This window comes from Mycobacterium decipiens (assembly GCF_963853665.1).
GTDB lineage: Bacteria > Actinomycetota > Actinomycetes > Mycobacteriales > Mycobacteriaceae > Mycobacterium > Mycobacterium decipiens.
In genome coordinates this window covers 159,563-184,385 of sequence record NZ_OY970459.1, presented here as the reverse complement: position 1 = coordinate 184,385, position 24,823 = coordinate 159,563, and the positions used below count along the sequence as shown (strand labels likewise).

Genomic DNA, 24,823 nt, shown 5'->3' with positions numbered 1-24,823 from the left:
CGCTTGTGTAGCGCGTCTCAGGCCGCCAGACTGTGCCAATGAGCCAGTCCTCCCGGCTAGCACAGGCCGGAATCGGTGTGGTGGTACCGCACGACTTCGCCCTCGACCGGGAACTGTGGCGTTGGGCGCCGGACGACATCAGCCTGCACCTGACCCGAACGCCCTACGTCCCGTTGGTCGCCATGGATATGGCTATCCGCATCTCCGACCCGGCAACGATCGCTCGCGGCGCAACCGAGTTACTTGCCGTCTCTCCGCTGGTGACCGCCTACGCATGCGCTTCGGGCAGCTTCGTCGGCGGCCTTGCCGGCGAAGCCGCACTGGTGGCCGCGATGACGGCGGCAGGCGCCGCGGCCGCGATCACTACCAGCGGCGCCTTGCTCAACGCCCTGGCGCACCTCGGCGTAAAGACGATCGCCACCGCCACGCCCTATGTCACCGATCTCACCGCCCGCCTGACCGCATACCTCGCCGAGGCAGGCATCAACGTGATCGCCGCCGCCGAGCTGGGGCTGACCTCCATGATCTGGGCCGTGCCGTACGACGTCACGGTCCAACTCGTCCGCGACGCCGACCGCCCCGACGCCGAGGCCGTTTTTGTCAGTTGCACCAACCTGGCGACGTACGACGTGATCACCACGCTCGAGACCGAACTCGGCAAGCCCGTGCTGACCGCCAACCAGGTAACGATGTGGTCGGCCCTGACCACCGTCGGGCGCAAGGCCGTCGGGCCCGGCCAGCGGCTGCTGGCGCGTTGACTGCCCGCACCTGACCGTTGCATGAACTCACTATCTGGAGGTGACACGTGAGGTCCTTAGCCCTCCCATACGCCGCGCGCGCCGCCGGGCTGGTCGGGTCGGTAATCGACTCGAGCACATCGTTGCTGCACAAGCAGAGCCATGATGTCGTGCGGTTCGCCATGGGCAGCCCCGCGGCAGAGGCAGTGCCCGCGGCGATCCTTGCTGAAATCGCGGCGGCCGAGCTGCGCGAACCGCACGCCTACGACTACGCCGCCACCGAAGGCGATCCGCCATTGCAGGAAGCACTGCTGCAGGCGCTGCGCGGCACAAGCGACGAGACCACCGCGGACCGCTTGACGATCACCTCCGGCGGCATGCAGGGCCTGGACCTGTTCTGCAAGATCTTCGTGGACCCGGGCGATCTCGTCGTTGTCGAATCCCCGACATACACCAACGGCAGCGCGACCGCGCTCTCCTACGGCGCTGCCCTGCTGGAAGTCCCGGTCGACGACGATGGCATGGACATTGACGCGCTACAGACGTTGGTAGCCGACGCGGGCCGCACACCCAAGGCGATCTACACCATCCCAACCTTCCAGAACCCGACCGGAGTAACGCTTTCACTACAGCGCCGGCATCGGCTCCTCGACCTCGCGCGATCCTGGGGATCGATGGTGATCGACGACGACCCGTACGGGCTGTTGCGATTCGGTGGTGAACCGCTACCGACGCTGCGCGAGCTGGGCGCGGGCGAACCCGTGGTCTTCTCGGTGCGAACCTTCTCGAAGATCGTCGCCCCGGGCCTGCGCGTCGGATGGGTGGACGCCGTGCCCGAGTTGCAGCCGCTGCTGATCAATGCCAAGCAGGCGATGGACACGTGCACCAATCTGCCCGCGCAGCGGCTGCTGGCGGGCTTTCTCAGTGGCGGACATCTGCAGGATCACCTGGTGGCTCAGCGCGCCGAATACCGTCGGCGCAAGGAGGCCATGCACGCGGCGTTGCGCGAGCACTTCGGCGGCATCGCGCGCTGGACCGACCCCGACGGCGGGTTGTTCTTATGGGTGACCCTGCGCAACGGTCCCGCGAAGGTCCCCGACACCACCAAACTCTTCGAGGCAGCGCTCGCCGAGGGTGTCGCGTTCATCCCCGGTCCGGCTTTCTCGCCGACGGGCCGGTTCGCCAGTGCGCTGCGCCTCTGCTTTGCCTCCACCCCGCCGGATCGGATCCGCGAAGGAGTGGCCCGGCTGCGACGGGCAGTAGACCGGCTCACCGAGTGCTGACCGGGGAAGTCAGCGCCCCGGCCGCAGCCCGCCGGCCAGCAGCTGGGCGAGGTGCACGGGTTGCCGAGACGTGCCGTGAGTGATCTGGGCGCGGCAACTGAAGCCGTCGGCGACGATCGCCGTGGTGGGCACGGCTTCGCGGACGGCGGGTAGCAGGACACGCTCTCCCGCCGCATTCGACACCTCGTAGTGGCCGCGTTCGAAGCCGAAATTGCCTGCGAGTCCGCAACATCCGGAGTCGAGCACGGTCGCCTTGACGCTTGCAGCGGCCAGCAGCGAGCGGTCGGCGTCAAACCCGAGCACCGCGTGCTGGTGACAGTGGGTCTGCACCAGCGCCTCTCCACCCAGCTGCGGTGGTCGCCAGCCCGACCGGTTCAGAAACTCGGCGAAGGTGTGCGTCGCGTCCGCCGTCGCGCGGGCCAGCGGATTGTGGGCCAGCAGCGCCGGAGCGTCGTGCCGCAGGGCGGCGGCACAGCTCGGCTCCAACACGATGATCGGCGTTTCGGCGGTCAGGGAAGGCGCCAGGTCCGCCAGCGACCGCGCGATAACCTTCTTGGCCCTCGTCAGCTGGCCGGTGGAAATCCAGGTCAACCCGCAGCACACCGGCTTTTCCGGCAGCACGACCCGGTATCCGGCGGCCTCTAGCACTTCGACCGCCGCCGCTCCGATGTCGGGTGCCAGGTGATTGGTGAACGTGTCGGGCCAGAGTAAAACCTCGCCGTTCGCGCCGTCCGCCGCGGGGCTGCGACCGGCGAACCAGGAGGTGAAGGTCTGCGCGGCGAAGGCGGGGATCTCCCGCTCCGGGGCGATCCCGCCCAAGCGCTTGGCCAGCGGCAGCCGCGCCAGCCGGTTGACCAGCCGGGGTGTCCGAGAGGCAAACCGCGACGACAACGGCAGCCAACCCATCGACCAATGCGACAGGGGGCGGGCCCAGGGCCGACGGGCGTAGTGGTGCTGGGTGAACTCGGCTTTGTAGGTCGCCATGTCCACATTGACCGGGCAGTCCGACAGACACCCCTTGCAGGACAGGCACAGGTCGAGGGCGTCCCGCACTTCGGCCGACCGCCAGCCATCCGTGATGACATCGCCCTGCAGCATTTCCCAGAGCAGGTGGGCGCGCCCGCGAGTCGAATGCAGCTCCTCCCGGGTGACCTGATAGCTCGGGCACATCACGCCGCCCGAGTGCTGTCTGCACTTGCCGATCCCGACACATCGTCGCTGCGCCTGCGCGAAGTTGTGGTTGTCGTCGGCATAGGCGAACAAGGTCAGTGGGCTGCGGTCCTTGGCCGGGCCGTCATGCCGGATCCCCGCGTCAAACGCCGGCGGGTCGACGATGATCCCGGGATTCATCACCCGGGCCGGATCCCAGATGTCCTTCATCTCGCTGAGCAGCCGTAGCCCGTCGGCACCGTACATCCGGCCGAGCAGTTCCGAGCGCGCCCGTCCATCGCCGTGCTCGCCGGAAACGGATCCGCCAAGAGCGACCACCAGAGCGGTCGCCTGCTCGATGAACTCGCGGTAGGTCGCGATACCGGCCCTGCTGAACAGGTCGAAATCGATCCGCATGTGCATACAGCCCTCACCGAAGTGCCCGTAGGACGCCCCAGACAAGCCATGCCGGCATAGCAGCTCGTCGAGCCCGCGCAGATAATCGCTCAGGCGCTTCGGTGGCACCGCCGCGTCTTCCCATCCACCCCAGGCCTCGGTGCCGTCAGCCCGCCGGGTTGCCAGGCCCGCCGCGTCAGTCCGGCACCGCCACAACACTCGCTGTGCCGCGGCATCGGTGACGAGCGAGACGGTGCCGGGCGAGCCCGACCCGCGCAGCTCCTCGAACATCTCCGTCGCGGCAACCACGGCCGATGCGTGGTCGGCACCGCCCATCTCCACCAACAACCACGCCCGCCCGCCCGGAAGCCCCGCCTCGATCGCTGCGGCGTGGACGTCGGCGGGAAGCCGCTCAATGAGTTCGCTGTTGATCGACTCCATCGTCAGAGGGTCGTGGCGCAACACCACCGGCACGCTCTCGGCGGACGCGACCCCGTCGCCGAAGCCAAGGACGCACAGCACCCTCGCCGCGGGCAGCGGGGTCAGTGCGACCGTCGCCTGCAATGTTGTCGCGAAACCACCCTCGCTGCCGCACAACAGCCCCGCTACGTCGTACCTGTTCTCCCGCAGCAGCCGGTGCAATGCATAGCCGGAGATCTGTCGGCTGAATTGCCCGAACCGCCGCCGGATCACCAGCTCGTGTCGGTCGACGAACCCCTGTAGCCGCCGGTGCAACTCGCCCTCCCGGCCGCGCCGCCCGGCCAACTCCTCGCGATTCCCGATGGAATCCACCGTGCATCGCGTGCCGTCGGCAAGCATCACGTCGAGCGACCGGACGTTGTCCGCGGTGGTGCCCCAGGCAACGGAGTGCGCACCGCACGCGTTGTTGGCAATCATTCCGCCGAGGGTCGCCCGGCTGGCCGATGACGGGTCGGGTCCGAACGTCAGCCCGAGCGGCGATGCCGCTGCCAGGAGGTCGGCGAGCACCACGCCCGGCTCGACGACAGCGCTGCCAGCTTCACCGTCGATGGCCAGGATCCGGTTGACGTGCCGCGAGGCGTCCACAACCACGCCGCCGATCGCGTTGCCTGCCATCGACGTCCCAGCGCCGCGCAGGGTCACCGGCGCACCCGCCGCGGCGGCCAGCAACACCGCTGTGGCGAGGTCTTCTTGATCGGCCGGAACGACAACGAGGTCCGGCACCACGCGGTAGTTTGACGCGTCGGTCGCATACAGGGCGCGACTGCCGGCGTCAGCGCCGACCGACCCGCGGAGCTCCGTCTCCAGCGCCCGGGCGAGCCGGCGGACATCGTAGGATGCGGACGCTATCATTGTCGACAATCTACCTATCGCGGCACTCTCGGGAGGCAGCATGGTGACGGTAGGCCTGCTCTACCCCGGTCACAGCGCGGAGGACGACTTTCCGGTTCTGGAGTCTCGGGTCGACGGCGCGGTCCGGCTCCCGGTCGTAATCACCTCCGTCGGCGAGGACGCACACCGCGTGGACGCCCTGCTCGACCTGGGCGGTGCCGAGCGGCTGGCCGTCGGCGCCGCCCGCCTCGCCACCGAGAAGCCCGATACCGTGATGTGGGCCTGCACTTCGGGCAGCTTCGTCTTCGGCCCGGAAGGGGCGCGGGACCAGGCCGAAGGCGTAGCCGCCGCGGCCGGTGTTCCGGCGTCGTCCACGTCGATCGCGTTCGTCGACGCAGCGCGCCACCTCGGCCTGCGTCACGTCGCCGTGGCGGCGTCCTACCCCGATGACGTGGCTCAGCACTTCGTCCGCTTTCTCCGGGCAGGTGGCGTGGAGGTGGTGGCGATGGGCAGTCACGGGATCAACACCGCGGCCGAGGTTGGCACCCTGAACCCGGAACAGGTGGTCTCGATGGTCACGGCCGCCGACCACCCCGACGCCGGGGCTGTGCTGGTCCCGGATACCGCCATGCATACGCTGGCGATCATCGACGAGCTGGAGATGGCCGTAGACAAGCCGGTCCTGACCGCCAACCAGGTGACCGTCTGGAAGGGCCTGCAACTTCTCGGGCCGGTCCCCGACTTGCCGGGGTTGGGCACGCTGTTTGGAGACCGGCGGTGACGAGCTTCATCGAGCCGCTCCTGCTGCAGTCGACGCCGAGCATCATCGCCGACAAACTGCGCCAGGCGATCGGCCATGGGGAGCTCAAACCGGGCGCGCAGCTCAATGAAGCCGAGTTGGCTCGACGACTTGGGGTGAGTCGCGGGCCGCTGCGCGAGGGCATGCAGCGGCTCGCCCAGGAAGGCCTGCTCGTCTCGATCCGCCATCGGGGGCTGTTCGTGATCGAGATAACGCCCGACGAGGTCCGCGACATGTATCTCGCGCGGGAGGCGATCGAACGCGCCGCCGCCCGCAAGATCTTCGAAGGTGACTACCATGCGGTCGGCGAAGCATTGCTCGAGATCGCCGAGCGGATGACCGCGCAGACCACGCCACCCGAAGTCGGCGAACTAGACATCGCCTTCCACGCACGCCTGGTCGAGCTGGCCGATAGCCCACGTTTGACTCGAATGCACCGCACCTTCATTACCGAGACACGGATGTGCATTCACGCGCTCGAGGAGTCCTACTCCGTCGCGGAGGTCCGCGGCGAGGAGCACCGCGCGCTGGCAACCGCAATCGGGTCCGGCGACCGCAAACTCACCGACGAGCTACTGGTCGCGCACATGGATGACGCGATCAGCCGATTGACCGCCGCTGCCACCACCGAGGACATCCCTTAGTCCATCGCGATCCCGACGTATTTGGTTTCGAGGAACTCATCGATGCCGGACGCGCCGCCCTCACGGCCGAGGCCGGACTGTTTGATTCCCCCGAAAGGTGCGGCGGGGTTGGAGACGACGCCCTGGTTGAGCCCGACCATACCGGTCTGTAGGGCCTCCGCGACGCGCAGTGCGCGGCGCAGGTCGTTGGTGAAAACGTAGGAAACGAGTCCATACTCCGTGGCGTTGGCCGCGGCGACCACCTCGGCTTCTGCGTCGAACGGGATGAGCGGAGCTACCGGGCCGAAGATCTCCCGGTCGGCCATCGCGGCGTCCTGGGGTACGCCGGTGAGCACCGTCGGCGGGTAGAAGTACCCGCTGCCTGGGGTCGCTGATCCCCCGGTCAGCACCGTCGCGCCGTGCCTAACCGCGTCGGCGACCAGGGACTGGACCTTCTGCAGTGCGGCCAGGTCGATCAGCGGTCCAACCTGAACCCGTTCATCCGTCCCGCGGCCGACCGGCATCGCTGCCATCCGCGCGGCCAGACGACGCCCGAACTCGTCGATGATCGAGGAGTGCACAAATATCCGGTTGGCCGCGGTGCAGGCCTCGCCCATGTTGCGCATCTTGGCGGCGATCGCGCCGTCGACGGCTTCGTCGAGGTCCGCGTCCTCGAACACGATAAACGGGGCATTGCCGCCGAGCTCGAGCGAAGTCCGGAGGATCTTCTCCGCACACTGCTCGAGCAGCATCCGGCCGATCCGGGTGGAGCCGGTGAAAGAGAGCTTGCGCGCCAGACCGGACCGGATCAGCGGCTCGATCACCGCGCCCGCGTTCATCGCCGTGACGCAGTTGACCGTGCCAGCCGGCACACCGACCTCGGTCAGGATGCCCATCAGCGCCAGCATTGACAGCGGCGTCTGATGGGCAGGTTTGATCACGCTGGTGCAGGCGGCCGCGATCGCGGGGGCAAGTTTGCGCGCGCCCATTGCCATCGGAAAGTTCCACGGCGTGATCAGCAGGCAGGGACCGACCGGCTGGCGAGCGATCAGCAGGCGCGCTCCGCCCGCCGGCGCGGTCAGGTAGCCGCCGTCAATCCGTACCGCCTCACCCGCGAAATGGCGGAAGAATTCCGCCGCATAAGCGATCTCACCGCGGGACTGCGCGAGCGGCTTGCCCATCTCAAGCGTCATCAGCAGGGCGAGGTCATCGATCCGCTCGTGCAGCAACTCGAAAGCCCCGTCGAGCATGTCGGCCCGCTCGCGCGGCGAGGTCGCGCCAAAGGCCGGCTGCGCCGCAACGGCGGCCTCCAACGCGGCCCGGCCATCCGCGGGGGTGGCGTTGGCCACCGCGCACAATCTCGTTCCGGTCGCCGGGTCGACGACGTCGAAGGTGCCGTTGTCCGCCGCATCGACCCACTTGCCCTCGATGAAGAGCCGCTTTTGCACGGCGTCTACCACTGCGGACTCCCGCTCGCTCATTCGTTGTCCCTTTCCTCGCCGCGCCCCGCGTTAGATAACCTGATTGTTGACAATCAATCTATCTACGAGCAAGGGGAGGTCGTGACCGGACTCTCGCAGATCCTGAAACAGGCGACCGGTGTGATCGCTGCACGTGGTGATGGCGTTCTGCTCTACGACGAAGACGACCGCAGATACCTCGACTTCACCGCGGGGATCGGCGTGACGAGCACCGGCCATTGCCACCCCCGGGTGGTCGAAGCGGCGCAGCGGCAGGTCGCGACGCTGATCCACGCGCAGTACACCACCGTGCTGCACCGTCCCCTCCTTACCTTGGTAGAGCGGCTCGGCAAGGTGCTTCCACCGGATCTGGACCGGGTGTTTTTCACGAACTCCGGCAGCGAGGCGATCGAGGCGGCCCTGCGGCTCAGCCGCCAGGCGACGGGCCGCCCGAACGTCGTCGTCTTCCATGGCGGTTTCCACGGCAGGACGGTGGGCGCTGCGTCGATGACCACCTCCAGCACCAAGTTCAGGTCGGGATTCAGTCCCCTGATGGGTGGCATCCACGTGTCGCCGTTCCCCGACCCCAGCCACTTCGGCTGGCCGGTCGAGCAGGCCACCGAATTCGCGCTCGCTCAGCTCGACTACGTTTTGCAGACCGTGAGTGCGCCGGCCGACACGGCCGCGTTCTTCGTCGAGCCGGTGTTGGGTGAAGGCGGGTACGTGCCGGCCAATGAGCGGTTCCTCGCCGGCCTGCGCGAGCGCGCCGATGCGCATGGCATCCTGCTGGTGCTCGACGAGGTACAGACCGGGTTCGGCCGGACCGGAAAATTCTGGGGTGGTGACCATTTCAACGCCCTGCCCGACATCTTGGTCACCGCGAAGGGGCTGGCATCTGGTTTCCCGCTGTCGGGGATGGCAGCATCGTCGGCCCTGATGGAACATGCCTGGCCAGGTTCGCAAGGCGGCACCTATGGCGCGAACGCGGTGGCCTGCGCCGCCGCCTTGGCCACCCTCGACGTGATTGAGGATGAACGATTGGTCGAGAATTCGGCCAACCGCGGCGCCCAGCTGAGGCAAGCGCTGCAGACCGTCTCGGGCAAGCACCAGCAGATCACCGACGTCCGCGGCCTCGGTCTGATGCTCGGGAGTGAGTTTCGTGACGCCGATGGCAAGCCCGACCCGACCACGGCTGCCGCCGCCCAGCGGGAGGCCGCCCGGCGCGGGTTGCTGCTGCTGACCTGCGGGGCGTGGAGTCAGGTGGTCCGCTTCATCCCGGCGCTTGTCGTGACCGCCGACGAGATTGACGAAGCGGCCGCTCTCTGGGCGGACGCCGTGGACGCCGTTGTGTCTTGACGACGGCCACCCGCTCGGGCGCCGGATGGATGCCGGTGATGAGCGACCGGATCGTCGTAGGCGACCGGCGGCGGAGCGCCCGCGGAACCTGGGATGGCCTTGCCGTTGATCGGGCACCGGGCGGTCTCCGGAACCTTTATCAGGGCGAGCGCGCCGACCCCGCAGGCGGCCATCATGTAGTACGCCGGGACGAGCGCGTCGCCGGTTTTGCCGATGAGCCATTCGTTGACTGCAGGCGCAGTGCCACCAAAGAGTGAGGTGGACACGTTGTACGCGATCGCGAAACCGGCATAACGCACATGGGTGGGAAACATGGCCGGGAAGCTTGCCGAAATCGTCGCCAGCTGCGGCACATAAAGCAGACCCAGGACGGCGAAGCCGATCACTGCGCCGGCCAGGCTGGTGCCCATCAGCAGGAACATCGGCACACCAGCAAGGAAAAGACCCGCCAGCGAGAACCACCACAGCGGCTTGCGCCCGATCCGATCGGAGAGCCGGCCGGCGAACGGCAGCAGCACCATCATCGTTAGCATGCCGATTATCGGACCGATTAAGGACGCGCTGGCCGACAGGCCAATGGCACGCTGCAGGTACGTCGGCATGTAGCTGAGGAGGGTGTAGTTCACCACGTTCAACGCGACGGCCAAGCCACCCAGCCGCAAAATCGGCCCCCAGTACCCGGCGAGCAGGTCCTTGAACTGGGTAGCGGTCTCGTCCTCTTGCTCGCCCTTTGCCTCCAGCTCCCGGAAAATCGGGGTCTCGGCTAGCCGCGTGCGCAAGTAGATCCCGACGAGCCCGAGCGGCGCGGCGACCAAGAACGGCAGCCGCCACCCCCAGGCGTGCATCTGGTCGTCACCGAGCACCGCCGAGAATCCGAGCATCAGCAGCGCACCGAGCGAGAATCCGGACAGCGTGCCGAACTCGAGGAAGCTGCCGAGGAAACCGCGCCGGCGGCTCGGCGCGTACTCTGCCATGAACGTCGCGGCCCCGCCGTATTCGCCTCCGGTGGAGAACCCTTGCACCATCCGCAGCAATGCCAGCAGGATCGGCGCCCACACCCCGATCGTGGCGTAGCTCGGGACGAGCCCGACGCACAAGGTTGCCCCGGATATCACCAAAATGGTGGCCGCAAGCACACGCTTGCGGCCCAGCCGATCCCCCAACAGACCCCAGACGAGTCCACCAAGCGGCCGGACCAGGAACGAGACGGCGAACGTCATCAGCGCGAGCAAGGTGGCGGTTCCGGTGTCCCCGGGGAATATCTGCGCGGAGATGTAGGTCACCCCGTAGGCGTAGATGCCGTAGTCGAACCACTCGGTTGCATTGCCGATCGCGGATGCGGCGATCGCTTTCCGCACCACAGCCGGGGGCGGCTCGGTCGCCACGGCGGGCGGATGTGCCTCCTCGGAGCCCAACGGGAGCGATCCTCCTGGTCGTCCGTCTTGCTGCTAACCGCAACCTTGTCACGGTTGGCGGGTGATAGGCAAGGTCACAGTGGCACACACATTTGGTGGCCTCGCAATGCTCTAGCCTTGGCCCCAATCCTGTTTCACGACAAGGGCAGAACCGCCGCAGCTACCCAACGCCCAGGTGACTCGCTTGTTGCGCAACGCCTTTCGTCATGGTTCGGCTGTGCCGCCAGCACCACGCGGGCAGATCACCGAACGTCGTAACGGTGCAGGGTTTGGCCAGTCCCTTCGCTGACCGTCACGTAGCCGAGTCCGTCGGGATGGAAGGCGATCGCTTCGCCTTGCTGTTCGTCGACAGCCGGCCCGGCAACTGCTGCCTTACCGAACGGCGACCAGGCACTATTGTTCGGGGCCCGGTTCCACAGCAGGACATCGTTATAGGTGCGCACCGCCAACTGCGAACCGCCGGCTGAGAAATCAGCGCCGGCAACCAGCTGCGAGTCGGTGTCCGACAGATCCAGCGTCGCAACGTGCTGCAGTGTCGCGTCACCGCTGCCCCACGCGCTCGCCGGCGCCGAGAACACGCGGGAGACATCGTTATCGGTCTTCTCCACCACCAGCAGGTCGCCCGACCGTGGGTCGACGACTAGCGCCTCGGAGTTGATCCGTTCGCCATTGGGGTAGCGCCCCCCGCAGCTGTTCGACTCCGCTCAGCGTGGTGTTCATCGGATTGGTCGCGGTGCCCGTCACGGTCGGCTCGAGAACGCGGTAGATGCAGATGTCGCTACGCGATCCGCCGTTGTCACCGATATCGCCTACATGGATACAGGACTTGCCGTCAGAACCCGTAGCGACCGCCATATCCTCCCAGTCGATCGCCCCGGCACCCCCAGGGTATAGCTGCCAAGCGTTTGCCCGGTCTGGGCGTCGATCGCGAATATGCGCGCCGAGTCGCGGGAATCGTTATGCATCCAAAGGACATTCGGATTCTTGATGCCGGCATCAAGGCCTGAGATCTCATCCAGCGAACCATTCGTGATTCGTCCGCCGTCGGACGAAACGAGGTCACCATCACCGGCCGCGTCAACCGCGTTCCGTCCGGGCGGCTCGCCGGGCCCACCCGGGTCGCCCGGCCCGCCGACCTACGTGCCCTGCGCACCGCTGGAACCGGCGTGGCCGGCCAAAAGCCCACCGGCGCCGCCGGCCCCTCCTGCACCGGGGTTGGGACCCGACCCGCCTTCCCCGCCGGCGCCGCCGTTGCCGATCAACCCCGCACTACCACCGTTGCCGCCGGCCTGGCCCGCCGCATACGACCCCGCACTCGCCATCAACGAGCGCACAAACTGCTGGTGAAACTCACTGGCTCGAACGCTCAGCTCCTGATACTCCCTGGCGCGCCCGACGAATAGCGCCGCCACCGCCGCCGACACTTCGTCGCCAGCAGCGGCCAGCCGCCCGGTGGTGGGTAGCGCCGCCGACGCATTCGCCGCGCTCACCGCGGAGCCGATGCCGGCCAGATCCGTCGCCGCCGACGACAACAGCTCCGCAACCGCGACGACGTACGACATCGCTATCCTTCCACCAGGCAATGCGCCAAGCATATAATCAATCGATTGATAGTATGTCCCGCCGGTGCGTCCTCGGGCCGTTTTCGGCGCCGTCGTTGCGGTGGGTCAGGACAGAGGGGGCCAGCACCCATGCGGAGCCACGCGGCCATCCTCTACGAGTACGGCCATCCGTGGACCGTCGAAGATTTTGAGCTGGATCCCCCACGAACCGGAGAGGTTCTGGTGCGACTGGCCGCCACTGGGCTCTGCCACTCCGACGAACACATCCGGCAGGGAAAGCTGGCCCCACCTCCGGACACGCTGCGCTCCCTGGGGTTGCCGGCCATGTCGCCGACGATCGGCGGACACGAAGGCTCCGGCGTGGTGCTCGAGGTCGGCCCGGGGGTCACCCACTTCGCGCCGGGCGACCATGTGGTGACGTCATTTGTCGCGGTGTGCGGGCAGTGCCGGTGGTGCCAAACGGGGACGGAATATCTGTGCGACGCCGGTGCTGGGACGCTGGCACCGGGTATGCCGACCGACGGCACGTTTCGCCATCACACCGTGGATGGACGAAACCTTGGGCACATATCCAAGATTGGGGCATTCGCCGAACACACGGTCGTCTCGGCGGATTCACTGGTCAAGATCGATCCGGGTCTCCCGTTGGTGCCCGCCGCACTGCTGGCGTGCGCGGTCCCGACGGGATACGGCTCGATCGTGCATCGTGGCAATGTGCGCGATGGCGACACGGTGGTTGTTATCGGCGTGGGAGGCATCGGCACCGCGGCGGTCCAGGGCGCGCGCATCGGCGGCGCCGCCCGCATCGTCGCGGTCGACCCAGTCGAGTTCAAGCGGCAGGCCGCCCCGGCCTTCGGCGCCACGCACACCGCGACGACGGCGTCCGAGGCGATCGACATCGTGCATGAGCTGACCCGTGGCGTCATGGCCGACGCGGTCGTCGTCTGCCCCGCGATGATCGGTGCGGACGACGTCGGGTCAGCCCTGGCCCTCACCCGTAAGGGCGGCACCTGTGTTCTCACCGGGCTGCCGTCGCCGACGACAAACTCGATCGCCGTCGGCCTGCAAGACTTCATACTGATGAACAAGACTCTGTGCGGCACCGTGTTTGGCTCGTGCAATCCTCGGCGTGACATTGGGCGTTTGGCCACGCTCTACGAATCGGGTCAGCTATTCCTCGACGAAATGATCACCCGTCGCTATCGACTCGAGGACATCAACGACGCCTACGCCGCTCTGGCTTCAGGCGAACTGATCCGCGGCGTCATCGATTTCGGTCTTGACTAGTCCCAGCGATCGGACCGCGCGAGTTCGGTGCATCCACTCACGTGGCCGCACCCGCCACGTGCGGCGAGCGTATTCCAGTTCGGTGTACGGCCATTGAGTGACGATGCGGCCGGTGGGCGAACGGAAGTAGCTGTCACACCGTGTCCAGATGGTGCGCTCCAGGTCTTCGGAAAGCCGTTCGTTGTATTGCCTTTCGACCTCCGGACGCACTTGGAGGTATCCACCTCGACGTGCCAACCGGCTTACCGCGCTAGCCACTAGTCGCGCGCCGGCTTCGAGCACGTAGACGATCGAGTTGCCGGCTTGGTTGGTATTCGGACCGTAGAGCATAAAGAAATTTGGGAATCCGGCAACAGCGACGCCCAAATACGCGCTGGGGTCGGGCCCCCAGTGCTCGTGCAAGCGACGACCCCCGATGCCGATAACCTCGATGCCCGACAGGTAACGCGACGTCTCAAATCCAGTGGCCAGCACAATCGCATCGACATCAAAGACCCGATCGGACGCACCGCTAGCGGTAACGACCGATGTCGCGGTGATCCGGTCGATGGGGTCGGTGACGAGTTCGACATGACCCTGCTGCAGCGCGCGGTAGTACTCGTCGCCCAGCAGTACCCGCTTGCAGCGGAACGGATAGTCCGGTGTTAGCGCCCGGCGAAGCCGCTCGTCGGGCACCGTGCGCTCGATGAACGAGGCCGCGATGTGCGTGCGGGCGGCCACCACCGGGTCGTTGGCAAATGTCCCGGTGTTGTCGTGCTGGAACTTCCAGATCTGCCAGCGGGTGCGGCGGACCGCTAGCGGGTTACGCCGGAATCGTGCCAATTCGCTTGTGCTGTACGGGCGGTCGTCCTTGGGAACCATCCAAGGCGGAGTTCGCTGAAACACCGTCAGCCGTTGGGCGGTTTTCGTTAGCTCGGGAACCACTTGCACCCCGCTGGCCCCCGTGCCGATCACCGCCACGTTCGCGCCCGCCAGGTCCACACTGTGATCCCACTGCGCAGTGTGCATCAGGGCTCCGTCAAAGTCGGTCAGCCCCGCTATCTCGGGAAGCTTCACCGACCCGAATAATCCGGTGGCACAGACGACGACGTCGACAGTGAGCATCTCGACCTGACCGTCACGGTGCAGGTGCAAATCCCATCGCCAGGTGTCCGCGTTCCAACGAGCCGTATGCACCCGGGTGCCGAGCATGAGATGACGGCGCAGATCGAAGTCATCGGCCACCGACTCCAGGTAGGCCAGAATCTCGGGCTGCCGAGCGTAGGTGCGGCTCCAGGATTTGTTGGGTGCAAAGGAAAACGAGTACAGATGACTCTGAATGTCGCAGGCGGCGCCCGGATAGGTGTTGCGCCGCCACGTGCCCCCGACTCCGTCGTCGCCCTCGACGATCACCACGTCGTCGATGCCTCTTCGACGCAACGCCACCGCCGCGCCGAGGCCGCCGAACCCGGCGCCGATGATCGCTACCTTCGGTGCGCGGCGACGCCGGGTCGCCGCTCTTAACCGGCCCATGCCGTATCGCCGACGGGCTGGCCGGCTTGTCATGGCTCGGCCTGCCCGCCGTGGATCTCGAACCCCACCAGTCCCCCTTGAGCACGCCAGGTCTCCAAGATGTCGGCGTACTCGGTGGGTCCGCCGAAGAAGAAGCTACCCTGTCGCGTCCGGGCGTCCGCCATTCCCTCCCGGTTGTAGTAGCCGGGAGTGCAGGTCTTGGCTCGCTCGGCGGTCGCGACCGAGCGAGCCAAAACCAGGTCCACCCAGTCGGCCTCGGCGCTGCGCGAAGCTTCGATTTCGGTGACACCCCGGCGCAGTGCCCACGCGATGATCCATGCCGCATGGCTTGCCTGTACGTCGAGCAAGTACGGAAAGTTCACCGTCAGACCCGACTGGGCAATGCTTTCGATGAAGCAGTTCGGAAAGCCGTTGGCGCACAAGCCCTGGAACGTCCGCACGCCGTCCCGCCATTTATCGGTCAGCGTCACACCATCGCGGCCGATCAACGTGAACCCGGTACGGCGGCAGTAATCGGTGCCCACCTCGAAGCCCGTGGCGAAGATCAGGCAGTCGAGTTCGTAGGCCAGTCCGTCGACGACGAGGCCAGACTCGGTGATGCGGTCTACCCCGCGACCGCGGGTATCCACCAAACTGACGTTGTCGCGGTTGAACGTCTGTAGATACTCGTCATGAAAACAGGGCCGCTTGCAGAAGTAGCCGTACCAGGGTTTGAGCGCCTCCGCCGTAGCGGGATCGGCCACGATGTCATCAACCCGTGCCCGGATCTCCTCCATCTTGGCGAAGTCCGCAAGTTCGATGCTGCGAGTCCGCTCTTCGGGGTTGCCCGAGCCGTCGATGTCATGGCGCATCACCGGAAGCTTGCGGGTGATGCTTGTCCAGGCATCGGCGACCAGATCTTCCTCCGCCTGACCGCCGGCGGTGAGGATCTGAAAGTTCTGGATGCGCTTGCGCTGCCAGCCCGCCTGTAATGTGTTGGCCCACTGTGGATCCGTGGGCCTATTGGCCCGCACGTCGACCGACGACGGCGTGCGCTGGAAAACGTAGAGCTGCCGGGCTGCGGCGGCCAGGTGCGGCACACACTGGACTGCGGTTGCCCCGGTGCCGATGATGCCGACGCGCTTGCCAGCCAGGTTCTCCAGCTTTTCGCCGGTGTAGCGGTAATCCCACCGGCTGGTATGGAACGTGTGACCACGAAACGAACCGATGCCGGGGATGCCGGGCAGCTTGGGCTTCGCTTGATACCCGTTGGCCATGGATACGAACTTGGCCCGCATCTCGTCGCCGTGGTTGCTCCGGATGATCCAGCGGGAATCCATTGCATTCCATGCAATCTCGTGAACATCGGTCTGCAGGCACGCGTTCCGGTACAGATCGTAATGCTGTGCAATCCGCCGGCAGTGGGCAAAGATCTCCGCTCCTTTGGCGTACTTCTCCGCCGGGAGGTAGCCCAGCTCCTCCAACAACGGGATATAGACATAGGACTCGACATCGCAGGCGATTCCCGGATAGCGGTTCCAGTACCAGGTGCCGCCCACGTCGGCCGCCCTGTCGATCAGCCGCACATTTTCGATACCCAGCTCGCGTAGCCGCACGGCCGTCAACAGCCCGCCAAACCCGGCGCCCACGATCGCCACGTCGACTTCGTCGGCGACAGGCTCGCGTTCGAATGTGCGATCCACCCAAGGATCCTCGGCGTACCGGGCGAACTCGTCCGCGATCTCCACGTACTGCGCGAGTCCATCGGGGCGCAATCGCCGGGCCCGCTCTTGCGCGTACTTCCGGCGCAGTGCATCAATGTCGAACGCCAGGCGAACGGTCTCGGTCAAGCTCTGGACTCCCTCTTCGTGATGACTCTATAATCAAGCGATTGATTGCATCAAGACGATCGCCTGTCGGGGCGGATCAACAGGTGCGATCCAAGGAAAGCTAACGAGCGAGCAGTGCGCCTTCGACCAATACCTTGGCCGACCTCAGTGCGGCCTGGTATTCATCCGGCGGCAAGGTGGCGGCCAGCTCGGTCAGCCCGTAGATGAGCGCGTAGATCGCTTCCACCGCACCCCGCCGATCGTGGCGCTCCCCGAGTTCGCCATTTCGGCGCGCGTCGTCAACGAGGCCCTCGATGATTTCGCGGAACGTCGAGAACTCCGGCTCCGCTTCGGGGCCGGAGTTCTCGGCCGCCTCGCGCCCGTCCAGGGTGATGACATTCTCCGCGCGGATCGCCCATTCGAACGCGGCCAGGTCGGGGTACTCACGCATCAGATCACCGCATTCGTCGAGCACCGCTTGTATTCGGTCGACGACGTCGCCAGCCCCTGCCGCGGCATCACGCAGCCGTGGCATGGCGGCGTCGGCGCGGGCCGCAATCGTCGCCTTGAGCAGTTCGGACTTGTTCGGAAAGTAGTTGTACAGGCTGGCGCTGGTCACATTCGCCATGCTGGCGATCTCGCGGATCGTCGCTCGTGAATAGCCCTTGTTGGCCACGCAGCGCATCGTTGCCACGATGATCCGCCGACGGGTTTCCTCGCCGCTGGCACCCACCGGCCGGCCCAGCTGTGTCCGGGTCATGTGATCGTGTCCTCACTGCCATGTTGCCCACCTTCGACCGTGGGCATCCACATCATCGAATATATTCGGGTGATCGATTATTTTGGGTATCCGCGGAGGTGCGGGGTGGATGACGGACAGCCCTACGGCGGGCGCTGCGCGGCATGACGGTTACGACGCGGTCCGGGTCGCAATTGGGCCGGCCGGTGGGTGCCAGCGGCGAGGAAACCCGTCGGCGGATCATCGTGGCAACGATGCGCTGCGTGGCTGAGGTCGGCTACTCACACGCGACGATCCGCGAGATCGCCCGGGCAGCAGAAATGACCAGCGGCAGCCTGTATCACTACTTTCCGAACAAGTCCGAACTGCTCAAAGCGACCGGCGAGGAGATCGAGGAGATCGTCCTGCCGCGGCTGCGGGCCGCCGCGGCGCTGTCCGATGACCCCATCGACCGCCTCGGGAAGGTGCTGGAAGCATCGAAGCAGTTGAAATACGACTATCCCTACCTGGCAGCGTTCTTGCGGGCGATCCGCGTCGAGAGTACTGCCCAATTGCGGCGGGGTGGTCCCAAATACCCGGGTTCCAGGGCGCTGCGCGACGTCGTCACCGAGATCGTTGACGAGGCCCAGGCAAAAGGGCTGCTGTCCCCCGACACCGGCTCGGGGGCCGCGGTGGAGGCCATCTGCGCGCTCACGCGCGGCCTTTCGGAGCAGGCGGCCAGCCTGTCACCGGAGGCCTACGACGCCACGCTGGACTCAGTCAAGCAGCTCATCAGCGGAACGCTGTTCACGCGTGGCAAGCGCAGAACCGTTGCGCGGCAATGAGTTTGCTCACCGCGCCGAAGTCATCGGCGGATTTCCAGTCGAAGACGGCTGGGCCAGTTTGCATCTGCTGGCCTCAGAAGTTCTCCCGCACGTTTCCCGATACCACTAAGATCGCCGCGGGCTGATCGCAAGGATGTTTCGCATGCTGCTCCCCCTGGCCCCAACGCCGTATACCGCTCCGACCGACCGCGACATGCTCCCGTCCGAGCGTCGCGAGTTCGTCCGTACGCACCGCACCTGCGTGTTCGGCTACCGTCGCCGCAGCGACGGTCCGGCGATGTCGGTCGTCTACTACATCCCCACCGACGCCGACGAGCTGTTGGTGTCCACCATGGCCGGCCGAGGCAAGGCCCGCGTGGTCGAACGCGACGGCAAGGTTGGCCTGTGCGTACTCGACGAGCGGTGGCCCTTCACCTATCTACAGGTCTACGCCGATGCGACGCTCGATCCAGACCGCACCCTGGCCGTTGACGTGATGATGGCGGTCGCCGGTCGAATGTCCGGTCAACCCCTCGGCGACGAGGCACGCCCGGCCATCGAAGCAATGTCGGAGCGGGAGAACCGGGTTGTCATCCGCTGTCGGCCGTACGCCACCTACGCGACGCCGCCACGCCACCTGCACCGCAATGACCAAGTGGAACAACTGAGCCATTGGGTGTCCGGCGTGGTGGCCTGGGACGCCCCCGATCCGTCGTGACCTACCGCCCGGCGTAGCGATCGTGCAGCTTGGCCAGCGTCGCCTCGATTCCCGACCCGTTGGCCTTCGCGAAACCCATCCGCTCGTAGTACTTCAGCCCGTTCTTGATCGCACCTGCGTCGTGATAGTCGAACGTCTCGGTGACGCGGGTCAGCGTCGGTGAGAGCGGCTCGAATTCCCATCGCCAGCGGTGGCCCAGCGGATGACGCCATTCCACCACTTCGTTCGTTTTGAGCTCGGTTACCGTGCTGGTAATGCGGTATGGCACACCGAACATCTTCATCTTGGTCGAAAACTTTGACCCGACACCGAAATTCGCCGGTACCTTGATGTTGTCACGCACCGTGCCCGATCCGTCCAATTCGCGGTGGCGCCGGGGATCGGCGGCGATGGCGAACAGCTCGGCCACCGGAGCGGCTACCTCGACACTGCGGCTGACCCGGCGGGGTCCCGCATCGACAACGGTGACAGTCATCATGTCTCCCTTCGGTTGTATCGCTGACCTACCCGGTGAGTCCCACGATAAAGCGGCCCGCCCGTCCTCCCCGGAACAACCTCTTGACAGTAATACCCCATGGGGGTATACAGATACTGACGTAGATACCCCCTCCGGGTATCGATAGGAGATGGTTCCGGTCGCATGAGCACCACCGCCAGACTCGCATTCTTCTGGGCCGGATTGGCGGTCGTGCTCGGCGCGGCACTCGTGGCCGGTGGCTCGGTCGTTCCGCCGCATGTCGCCTCCTCGTGGGCTCGGGCGATCCCCAACACGAACGTCGCCGGGCACAAGGCCGGCTCGCAGTCGGTGCGCGGGGTGTCGCTCAGCCAGGGTGGTCTGATGTTGGGCGACGTAGCTGCCCCGTCGGCCGCCGGGGTCAGCGGCACGCTGTCGTTTCGGATCGAGACACTGGCGGGCGTACCGGTGACGAAGTTTGACACCGAGAACACCAAACAATTGCATCTGATCGTGGTGCGCAGCGACGGCGCCGAGTTCCGCCACGTGCATCCCACGATGAACGTCGCCGGCCAGTGGTCGATCCCATGGACCTGGAAAGCGGCGGGCACCTACCGCATTTTCGCCGACTTCGTCCCCGCTGCAGCCACCGGCAAGGACACCGGCGCGGGCACCGGCCGGGTCCTCTCATACGCGCTGGAAGTCGGCGGCTGCGTCACACCCCGCCGTGCGACGACGGTGTCGACGGTGAGCCGGGTGGACGGGTTTGCCGTGGCGATCGATGGAGCTTTCCGCGCCGAAGCGGTATCGAAATTGACCGTTACCGTGACCCGTGACGGCCAACCCGTCACCACACTGCAGCCCTACCTGGGCGCCTACGGCCACCTGGTTGCGCTGCGGGAGGGTGATCTGGCGTACCTGCACGCACACGCCGTAGCCGCCGAGCCGACCGCCGGACGGGTCGGGTTCCTGGCCGAAGGGCCCACCCCGGGCCGGTATCTGGTCTACCTGGACTTTGAGGTCGCCGGACGGGTGCACACCGCGCAGTTCGTCCTCAACGCCGAGCCGCCAACGGCGGCACACAACTGAAGGAGCCGTCATGCCCGAGACAACCGGCTCGCCTGCCACGGTGAGCAACCTCGAGTTCGAGATCGCCGGAATGACCTGTGCCTCATGCGCGGCGCGGATCGAGAAGAGGCTGAACAAGCTCGACGGGGTCAACGCCGCCGTCAACTACGCGACCGAGCTAGCAACCGTGACGGTTCCCGCGGGGTATGACCCGCAGGCGCTGATCGCCGAGGTCCAAAAGGCCGGTTACACCGCGGCGCTGTCGCGCCACCATGACGAACCGGACAACCCAGCGGCCCAGCGGGTGGCATGCGACCCAGAGCTGCGGTCGCTGCGCACCCGGCTGGTTGCCACGATCGTGCTCGCCGGCCCGGTGATCCTCATGGCGATGCTGCCCGTCCTGCAGTTCCGCTACTGGCAATGGGCCTCCCTGGTCCTGGCCGCACCCGTCGTCGTGTGGGCGGGCCGGCCGTTCCACGAGGCCGCGTGGGTCAATCTCAAACACGGCGCCGCCACCATGGACACACTGGTCTCGGTTGGGACCCTCTCGGCGTTCCTGTGGTCGCTGTATGCCCTGTTCCTGGGGACCGCCGGGGAACCGGGCATGCGCCATCCCTTCGAGCTGACCGTGACACCCGGCGACGGCGCGGCCAACATCTACCTCGAGGTGGCCGCGGGCGTGACCATGTTCGTGCTGGCCGGCCGCTACTTCGAGAAGCGCTCCAAGCGCCGGGCAGGCGCGGCACTGCGCGCCCTGTTGGACCTGGGCGCCAAGGACGTCACCCTACTGCGCCCCGACACGCATGGCATCGAAATCCGCATCCCCGTCGACCAACTCAAGGTGGGTGACGAATTCGTGGTGCGCCCCGGCGAAAAGATCGCCACCGACGGCACGGTCGTCTCGGGCTCCTCGGCGGTGGACGCCGCGCTGCTCACCGGCGAGTCGGTCCCCATCGAGATCGGCCCCGGCGACAGCGTGACCGGTGCCACGGTGAACGCCGGCGGGCGGCTGGTGGTGCGCGCCACCCGCGTCGGCGACGACACCCAGCTGGCCCAGATGGCCAAACTCGTCGAAGCCGCCCAATCCGGCAAGGCCGCCGTACAGCGGCTCGCTGATCGCATCTCCGGCGTGTTCGTCCCCATCGTCATCGCCATCGCGGTGGCCACCTTCGGGGTATGGCTCGGTGCCGGCTTTCCCATCACCGCGGCACTGACCGCCGCCGTCGCGGTGCTCATCATCGCCTGCCCGTGCGCACTCGGGCTGGCGACCCCGACCGCGCTACTGGTCGGCACGGGACGCGCCGCTACGCTCGGCGTGCTCGTCAAAGGACCCGAAATGCTGGAGTCCACCCGCAAAGTCGACACGATCGTGCTCGACAAGACCGGTACGGTGACCACCGGCAAGATGACCCTCGTCGAGGCAATCGTCGCACCGGATACCGACCGCGCGACACTACTGCGCTATGCGGGAGCCCTGGAGGCAGCCTCCGAGCATCCGATCGCACGGGCTATCGCCAAGGGCGCCAAGGCCGAAGTGCACGCCTTGCCCGCACCCGAGGACTTCGCCAACGTGGAAGGTCAAGGTGTGCAAGGCATTATCGACGGACACCTGGTGGTCGTCGGTCGTGCTAGCCTGCTGGCCGATCGATCCCAGCACCTCGATCCTGGATTGTCGGCCGCCAAAGACCGCGCGGAGCGCGACGGCAAAACCGCTGTCGCCGTCGGCTGGGACGGCCGCGCCCGGGGTGTCCTGGTGGTCGCCGATACCGTCAAACCCACCAGCGCCGAAGCCATCGATGAATTCAAGCGCCTGGGTCTCACGCCGATGCTGCTCACCGGTGACAACCAGACCGTCGCGCAGCGCATCGCGGCAGAGCTCGGCATCGACCAGGTCATCGCCGAAGTGCTGCCCGCCGACAAAGTGGCCGCGATCAAACGGCTGCAATCCGAGGGCAAGGTCGTTGCCATGGTCGGCGACGGCATCAACGACGCCGCCGCACTCGCCACGGCCGATCTCGGACTGGCGATGGGCACTGGCACCGACGTTGCGATCGAGGCCGCCGACATCACCCTGGTGCGCGGCGACCTGCGCGCCGCCGCAGACGCCATCCGGCTCGCCCGCCGGACCCTGGCCACGATCAAGACCAACCTGTTTTGGGCCTTCGGCTACAACGTCGCCGCTATCCCGCTGGCCGCGCTCGGCCTGCTCAATCCGATGCTGGCCGGGGCCGCGATGGCATTCTCCAGTGCGTTCGTCGTCGGCAACAGCCTGCGGCTGCGCTCGGCCACCAGCGTGGTCAAAGAAGCGGCCCCCAGCCTCTTGTGAGAACGCGCGATAGCGCTGTGCAGCCGTCGCGCCTGCTGGAAGAATTGCCCGAATGCATTCACGGTCGACTGGTTGGGTAGCTCGATGAACATTCCCGATCCGCAGCGGCTGGGCGGTCTGGCCTGGGCCCGTCGGACGGGTGGTCGGCTATCGGGCCGAGAGCGGCGGCGCTTGCTCGCCGCTATTGCGTTGGGCCAGTGGGAGAACGCGGTGGGACGGGTCAAGCTGGCCCTGGGTCGGATTCCGGCCGCAGCCGAGCGGGTTGACCTCGAGACGTTTTCCATCCCCGATTCGAGGTTCGCCCGCGAGGCCGAGCAGGCATGTGCGGAGTTGCCGCCCGCCCTGACGGGCCACTCCTACCGCACGTGGTTGTTCGGGTGCGCGCTCGCGGCCGTCGACGGGTGCGAGATCGACGAGGAGCTCTTCTACTGCGGCGCGCTGCTGCACGACTACGGGATCGCCCGCCCGACGCAAAATCGGGATTTCACGCTCGGCAGCGTCGATCGCATGCTTTCCTGCGCGAACGCCGCGGGGCTGGCTGCCGAGCGAGCGGATCTGCTGGCGGACGGCATCTGTGTGCACACCACACCTGGGATCGCGGTGAAAACCGATGGCGCGATTGGCTGTTACCTGCAATGGGGCGCGATGGTCGACGGCGCCGGACTGCGCATCTGGGACATCGCTTCGGGCAACGTCGAGGAGATCGTGCGCCGCTACCCAAGGGGCGAATTCAAACGGCAACTCGTCGATATGATGCGCGCCGAGGCGGCGGCGGTGCCGGGGGGACGGTTCAGACTTCTCGTTCGTTGCGGGTTGCCATTGGCCGTGCGTCTGGCTCCCTTCGACTCGTAGCCAGACGGTCCCGCAGAGTGGCGTGGAAGTGGCCGATCGCACTCTCGTGCGTGCCGAACTCCAGAAACGCGTTTGCACCGGCGTGCAGGCCGTGCTGGACGCCGGCCGACATGTCGTTGTCCTCGATGGAGCCGCGCGCGACGAGGCTGCCCGCCGGATTATCCGGCGGATCAAGCGATGCTGCGGGTGCGGCCGCGGCCTTAGCCATCGAATAGACCGTCGTTGTGCTGTGCTCGACGTCAACCGGGTCGATCACCACCATGAGAACGAGGTCCGGGAACGTCGCCAACATGACGTTTGGGAACAGGTGATAGAGGTAGGTCACCCGTGCATCCGTCGTCCAAGTGGCCTCTGGACGGTCGCGGAGCCGCTCAATATTGCGGTACGGGAACGTAATACGACAATTCGGTCCGAACATCTCGACCACGTTGAGATCATCGTATTGCAGCGGGAAAAAGGTGTTCTTGTGCGTCGTGCGGATGTGATAGCCCTCGAGGAACTGCTCGACGAGAACCTTCCAGTTCATAGCCCGCACAATGGATTCCGCATAGACCAGCCGCTGGGCCGGCAGTAGTTTATCCCGCCACGGAATCCCGTTGGTCAACCACGCGAGCACCGGTTCGGCGCCACATTGCTGACCCGCGCTGGAGTCGAGGGCGTCGATGACAATGAGCCCGTCCACCTCATGGCTGGTGACTTCGACCAGACCGCGCGCCGCCATGTCCAGATCGGGGAACGCCTCCGCATGCGGCACGTGCGCGAGCGAGCCGTCCAGACGATAGGTCCAACCGTGGTAGCGACACACCAGCGCGTGCGCACATCCGGCGCCCTCGACAAGGGCGAATCCGCGGTGGCGGCAAGCATTTCGGAACACCCGCGCCCGTTGATCGGGACCGCGCACGGCGAATAGCGGCACCCCGAAAACGGTTCGTTCGACGTGGTCACCCCGGTTGGGGATCGCGGCAGAGGGGATGAATGCGCTCGGCGTGGCCCGCAACAGGTCGAACTCCGCGGCGAACCGGGCAGGATTGACATAGTTTTCGACGGGCTCACGCCAGGCCGGGCCCTCATCGGTGGTGCCAGCATCGATGTGGGCAAGGACGCGGCGGACGATCTCCACGTCACCAGCAACCAACGACTTTGTCGGCGAGCCCATCCGAGCAGT

At 66.4% G+C, this 24,823-nt stretch carries 20 protein-coding genes and 1 pseudogene; 11 read left to right on the top strand and 10 right to left on the bottom strand.

What is annotated here, in order from left to right; translation table 11 throughout:
- Window positions 1-38 precede the first annotated feature (38 nt).
- Window positions 39-758: a maleate cis-trans isomerase family protein gene (locus AADZ55_RS00870; protein ID WP_085326818.1), complete on the top strand. Its 720-nt coding sequence runs from the start codon at window positions 39-41 to the stop codon at window positions 756-758.
- Window positions 759-805: 47 nt separating this feature from the next.
- On the top strand, window positions 806-2,020 hold the full coding sequence (locus AADZ55_RS00865; RefSeq protein ID WP_085326819.1) for a PLP-dependent aminotransferase family protein: 1,215 nt from the start codon (window positions 806-808) through the stop codon (window positions 2,018-2,020).
- Window positions 2,021-2,029: 9 nt separating this feature from the next.
- Here the strand turns inward: AADZ55_RS00865 and AADZ55_RS00860 are convergent, their stop codons facing one another.
- Window positions 2,030-4,897: an FAD-binding and (Fe-S)-binding domain-containing protein gene (locus tag AADZ55_RS00860; protein WP_085326820.1), complete on the bottom strand. Its 2,868-nt coding sequence runs from the start codon at window positions 4,895-4,897 to the stop codon at window positions 2,030-2,032.
- A 40-nt stretch (window positions 4,898-4,937) separates the two neighbouring features.
- On the opposite strand from AADZ55_RS00860, the gene AADZ55_RS00855 reads away from it, so the two are divergent.
- Together AADZ55_RS00855 and AADZ55_RS00850 are read left to right on the top strand one after the other, a co-directional pair.
- A complete protein-coding gene (locus AADZ55_RS00855; protein ID WP_165759444.1) occupies window positions 4,938-5,657 on the top strand; it encodes a maleate cis-trans isomerase family protein in 720 nt (239 codons plus the stop codon).
- Window positions 5,654-6,319, top strand: coding sequence for a GntR family transcriptional regulator (locus tag AADZ55_RS00850; RefSeq protein WP_085326821.1), 666 nt, complete (start codon window positions 5,654-5,656; stop codon window positions 6,317-6,319). The genes AADZ55_RS00855 and AADZ55_RS00850 overlap by 4 nt, the downstream gene beginning before the upstream one ends.
- Here AADZ55_RS00850 and AADZ55_RS00845 read toward each other — a convergent pair.
- On the bottom strand, window positions 6,316-7,779 hold the full coding sequence (locus AADZ55_RS00845) for an NAD-dependent succinate-semialdehyde dehydrogenase (protein WP_085326822.1): 1,464 nt from the start codon (window positions 7,777-7,779) through the stop codon (window positions 6,316-6,318). The two genes, AADZ55_RS00850 and AADZ55_RS00845, sit on opposite strands and share 4 nt — an antisense overlap.
- Window positions 7,780-7,860: 81 nt before the next feature.
- Between AADZ55_RS00845 and AADZ55_RS00840 the strand changes: the two genes are divergently transcribed.
- On the top strand, window positions 7,861-9,114 hold the full coding sequence (locus AADZ55_RS00840) for an aspartate aminotransferase family protein (RefSeq protein ID WP_085326823.1): 1,254 nt from the start codon (window positions 7,861-7,863) through the stop codon (window positions 9,112-9,114).
- Here the strand turns inward: AADZ55_RS00840 and AADZ55_RS00835 are convergent.
- From AADZ55_RS00835 to AADZ55_RS00825, 3 genes and pseudogenes are all read right to left on the bottom strand, one after another.
- Window positions 9,015-10,529: an MFS transporter gene (locus AADZ55_RS00835; protein ID WP_085326824.1), complete on the bottom strand. Its 1,515-nt coding sequence runs from the start codon at window positions 10,527-10,529 to the stop codon at window positions 9,015-9,017. The genes AADZ55_RS00840 and AADZ55_RS00835 overlap by 100 nt on opposite strands.
- 242 nt (window positions 10,530-10,771) lie before the next feature.
- Entirely contained in the window at window positions 10,772-11,137 is a 366-nt protein-coding gene (locus AADZ55_RS00830; protein WP_133056447.1) for a hypothetical protein, read from the bottom strand.
- Window positions 11,138-11,671: 534 nt separating this feature from the next.
- A pseudogene (locus tag AADZ55_RS00825) lies at window positions 11,672-12,091 on the bottom strand (PE family protein); the annotation flags it as partial.
- A gap of 129 nt (window positions 12,092-12,220) precedes the next feature.
- On the opposite strand from AADZ55_RS00825, the gene AADZ55_RS00820 reads away from it, so the two are divergent.
- Window positions 12,221-13,378: a Zn-dependent alcohol dehydrogenase gene (locus AADZ55_RS00820; RefSeq protein ID WP_085326825.1), complete on the top strand. Its 1,158-nt coding sequence runs from the start codon at window positions 12,221-12,223 to the stop codon at window positions 13,376-13,378.
- Here AADZ55_RS00820 and AADZ55_RS00815 read toward each other — a convergent pair.
- The 3 genes from AADZ55_RS00815 to AADZ55_RS00805 form a co-directional block, all read right to left on the bottom strand.
- On the bottom strand, window positions 13,334-14,923 hold the full coding sequence (locus AADZ55_RS00815) for a flavin-containing monooxygenase (protein WP_085326826.1): 1,590 nt from the start codon (window positions 14,921-14,923) through the stop codon (window positions 13,334-13,336). The genes AADZ55_RS00820 and AADZ55_RS00815 overlap by 45 nt on opposite strands.
- A complete protein-coding gene (locus tag AADZ55_RS00810; RefSeq protein WP_085326827.1) occupies window positions 14,920-16,719 on the bottom strand; it encodes a flavin-containing monooxygenase in 1,800 nt (599 codons plus the stop codon). Before AADZ55_RS00810 ends, AADZ55_RS00815 begins: the two co-directional genes overlap by 4 nt.
- A gap of 100 nt (window positions 16,720-16,819) precedes the next feature.
- Window positions 16,820-17,458 carry a TetR/AcrR family transcriptional regulator gene (locus AADZ55_RS00805; RefSeq protein WP_085326828.1) on the bottom strand — a complete coding sequence of 213 codons (639 nt, stop codon included), beginning with the start codon at window positions 17,456-17,458 and terminating at the stop codon, window positions 16,820-16,822.
- 143 nt (window positions 17,459-17,601) lie between these two features.
- Between AADZ55_RS00805 and AADZ55_RS00800 the strand changes: the two genes are divergently transcribed.
- Both AADZ55_RS00800 and AADZ55_RS00795 read left to right on the top strand, forming a co-directional pair.
- Window positions 17,602-18,261, top strand: coding sequence for a TetR/AcrR family transcriptional regulator (locus AADZ55_RS00800; protein WP_085326829.1), 660 nt, complete (start codon window positions 17,602-17,604; stop codon window positions 18,259-18,261).
- Between the two features lie 142 nt (window positions 18,262-18,403).
- A complete protein-coding gene (locus AADZ55_RS00795) occupies window positions 18,404-18,958 on the top strand; it encodes a pyridoxamine 5'-phosphate oxidase family protein (protein ID WP_085326853.1) in 555 nt (184 codons plus the stop codon).
- A gap of 1 nt (window position 18,959) precedes the next feature.
- Here AADZ55_RS00795 and AADZ55_RS00790 read toward each other — a convergent pair whose 3' ends face one another.
- On the bottom strand, window positions 18,960-19,433 hold the full coding sequence (locus tag AADZ55_RS00790; protein WP_207569144.1) for an SRPBCC family protein: 474 nt from the start codon (window positions 19,431-19,433) through the stop codon (window positions 18,960-18,962).
- Between the two features lie 165 nt (window positions 19,434-19,598).
- Here AADZ55_RS00790 and AADZ55_RS00785 point away from each other — a divergent pair, with 165 nt between their 5' ends.
- The 3 genes from AADZ55_RS00785 to AADZ55_RS00775 all read left to right on the top strand — a co-directional run bounded on the left by AADZ55_RS00785 (window position 19,599) and on the right by AADZ55_RS00775 (window position 23,658).
- Window positions 19,599-20,501 carry a hypothetical protein gene (locus tag AADZ55_RS00785; RefSeq protein WP_085326830.1) on the top strand — a complete coding sequence of 301 codons (903 nt, stop codon included), beginning with the start codon at window positions 19,599-19,601 and terminating at the stop codon, window positions 20,499-20,501.
- 10 nt (window positions 20,502-20,511) lie between these two features.
- The gene (locus AADZ55_RS00780; protein WP_085326831.1) at window positions 20,512-22,806 is read left to right on the top strand and encodes a heavy metal translocating P-type ATPase; all 2,295 of its coding nucleotides are present in this window, start codon (window positions 20,512-20,514) and stop codon (window positions 22,804-22,806) included.
- A gap of 84 nt (window positions 22,807-22,890) precedes the next feature.
- A complete protein-coding gene (locus AADZ55_RS00775) occupies window positions 22,891-23,658 on the top strand; it encodes a hypothetical protein (RefSeq protein WP_085326832.1) in 768 nt (255 codons plus the stop codon).
- Here AADZ55_RS00775 and AADZ55_RS00770 read toward each other — a convergent pair.
- Entirely contained in the window at window positions 23,597-24,814 is a 1,218-nt protein-coding gene (locus AADZ55_RS00770) for an aromatic ring-hydroxylating oxygenase subunit alpha (RefSeq protein WP_085326833.1), read from the bottom strand. The genes AADZ55_RS00775 and AADZ55_RS00770 overlap by 62 nt on opposite strands.
- Window positions 24,815-24,823: the final 9 nt, after the last annotated feature.

Coding starts and splice junctions, on each gene's coding strand:
- AADZ55_RS00870 (WP_085326818.1), top strand. CDS start 39: ATGAGCCAGTCCTCCCGGCTAGCACAGGCCGGAATCGGTGTGGTGGTA.
- AADZ55_RS00860 (WP_085326820.1), bottom strand. CDS start 4,897: ATGATAGCGTCCGCATCCTACGATGTCCGCCGGCTCGCCCGGGCGCTG.
- AADZ55_RS00855 (WP_165759444.1), top strand. CDS start 4,938: ATGGTGACGGTAGGCCTGCTCTACCCCGGTCACAGCGCGGAGGACGAC.
- AADZ55_RS00845 (WP_085326822.1), bottom strand. CDS start 7,779: ATGAGCGAGCGGGAGTCCGCAGTGGTAGACGCCGTGCAAAAGCGGCTC.
- AADZ55_RS00820 (WP_085326825.1), top strand. CDS start 12,221: ATGCGGAGCCACGCGGCCATCCTCTACGAGTACGGCCATCCGTGGACC.
- AADZ55_RS00815 (WP_085326826.1), bottom strand. CDS start 14,923: ATGACAAGCCGGCCAGCCCGTCGGCGATACGGCATGGGCCGGTTAAGA.
- AADZ55_RS00805 (WP_085326828.1), bottom strand. CDS start 17,458: ATGACCCGGACACAGCTGGGCCGGCCGGTGGGTGCCAGCGGCGAGGAA.
- AADZ55_RS00800 (WP_085326829.1), top strand. CDS start 17,602: ATGACGGTTACGACGCGGTCCGGGTCGCAATTGGGCCGGCCGGTGGGT.
- AADZ55_RS00795 (WP_085326853.1), top strand. CDS start 18,404: ATGCTGCTCCCCCTGGCCCCAACGCCGTATACCGCTCCGACCGACCGC.
- AADZ55_RS00790 (WP_207569144.1), bottom strand. CDS start 19,433: ATGACTGTCACCGTTGTCGATGCGGGACCCCGCCGGGTCAGCCGCAGT.
- AADZ55_RS00785 (WP_085326830.1), top strand. CDS start 19,599: ATGAGCACCACCGCCAGACTCGCATTCTTCTGGGCCGGATTGGCGGTC.
- AADZ55_RS00780 (WP_085326831.1), top strand. CDS start 20,512: ATGCCCGAGACAACCGGCTCGCCTGCCACGGTGAGCAACCTCGAGTTC.
- AADZ55_RS00775 (WP_085326832.1), top strand. CDS start 22,891: ATGAACATTCCCGATCCGCAGCGGCTGGGCGGTCTGGCCTGGGCCCGT.
- AADZ55_RS00770 (WP_085326833.1), bottom strand. CDS start 24,814: ATGGGCTCGCCGACAAAGTCGTTGGTTGCTGGTGACGTGGAGATCGTC.